The 1,309-nt window shown below is 62.5% G+C and carries 2 protein-coding genes and 1 pseudogene; all 3 read right to left on the bottom strand.

The window, feature by feature from the left end:
• Nucleotides 1–165, bottom strand: a pseudogene (locus tag AC1D0Z_RS22000) (sulfate ABC transporter substrate-binding protein); the annotation flags it as partial.
• Complete coding sequence (locus AC1D0Z_RS22005) at nucleotides 162–761, bottom strand: RBBP9/YdeN family alpha/beta hydrolase (protein WP_477660275.1); 600 nt, start codon at nucleotides 759–761, stop codon at nucleotides 162–164. The pseudogene AC1D0Z_RS22000 and the gene AC1D0Z_RS22005, both read right to left, overlap by 4 nt.
• Before the next feature lie 172 nt (nucleotides 762–933).
• Nucleotides 934–1,309, bottom strand: a 376-nt coding sequence (locus AC1D0Z_RS22010) for a redoxin domain-containing protein (protein WP_477660276.1), incomplete at its 5' end; no start/stop codon positions are given.

A 1,309-nucleotide genomic window follows, 5' to 3' on the forward strand; every position in this document is an offset into this window, starting at 1 on the left:
CTTTTTGTAGTGGGCAATGAAAGCGGCGTTGTATTCCTTGTAAAACTCACGCGCCACGTCATACGAGCCATTGAGAAGCGTTTGAGCCGAGGCCGCGCCGGTCAATGAGGCGCCTGCTGCGAATGCCAGCGTTGCAAGGGCGTTTTTTATTTTTGAAGAAGTCATGCCGTTTCCAGGGATCCAAAAGAAGAAGACGAAGAATTTGCCGAAGAAGAAAAATCAAGATGGGGCGCCGTCAGCGATGCATCGCCTGCCAGCGATTGCAGCAGCGCAATACCCAAAGGCCATTCGCCGTGGCCCGATTCAATGTTGATGTGCCCCGCGTCCTGCATGCGCACAAACTCGCTGCCCCAGGCGCGCGCATAGGCACCGGCCAGGCGCACCGGGCAATACGGGTCGTTCCTGCTGGCCACCAGCACGCTGCGGTAAGGCAGCTTCTGGTAAGGCACGGGCGCAAAGTCGCTCAGCACGGCACGGCGCTCCGGGTCTGCCGGCGCCACCAGCAAGGCCCCATGGATGCGCTCTGCTGCCTCTGGCGGCAGATGCGCCGTGGCAATGCAGCCCAGGCTGTGCGCCACGATCACGACCGGCTCATCCTGCAGCAGGATGGTGCTGGAAAGCGTTGCCACCCAGGCCTTGCGTGAAGGCGTGATCCAGTCGTCCTGGCGCACACGCACCGAATTACGCAGGCGCTCGGCCCACAGGCTTTGCCAGTGGCCGGGGCCCGAGTCGCGCCAGCCAGGGACGATGATGAAACGCAAGATGGTGATCCTCAGCAGATTTCAAGCAAGTGAGCCACGCCAGGCGCCACTGCGGGTAACGGCGCTGCCCTTTGCAAGCCGGGGCCGCGGAACCGGCTTTGCCGGGCCGCAGGCGCAGCGGCCCCCTCGGGGGGCAGCGCATTACGCGAAGCGAAAAGCGTGGGGGCCCTATTCATTTGTTTGGCTGGGGCGTGATGCGCAAATAGGGGCGCACTGCCTTGAAGCCCTTCGGAAAGCGCACGGCAAGCTCGGCCGGATCCTGCAGGCTGGGCACGATCACGACGTCGTCGCCATCTTTCCAGTTGGCGGGTGTTGCCACCTTGTGGCTGTCGGTCAGCTGCAGCGAGTCGATGACGCGCAGGATCTCGTCAAAGTTGCGCCCCGTGCTGGCCGGATACGTGAAGGTGGTGCGGATGACCTTCTTGGGGTCGATGATGAAAACGCTGCGCACCGTGGCCGTGGTGGAAGCGTTCGGGTGGATCATGTCGTAGAGGTTGGCCACGGTCTTGTCCGCATCGGCCAGGATGGGGAAGTTGACGGTCGTGTTC

It is taken from the genome of Polaromonas sp. P1_E3 (genome assembly GCF_056405935.1).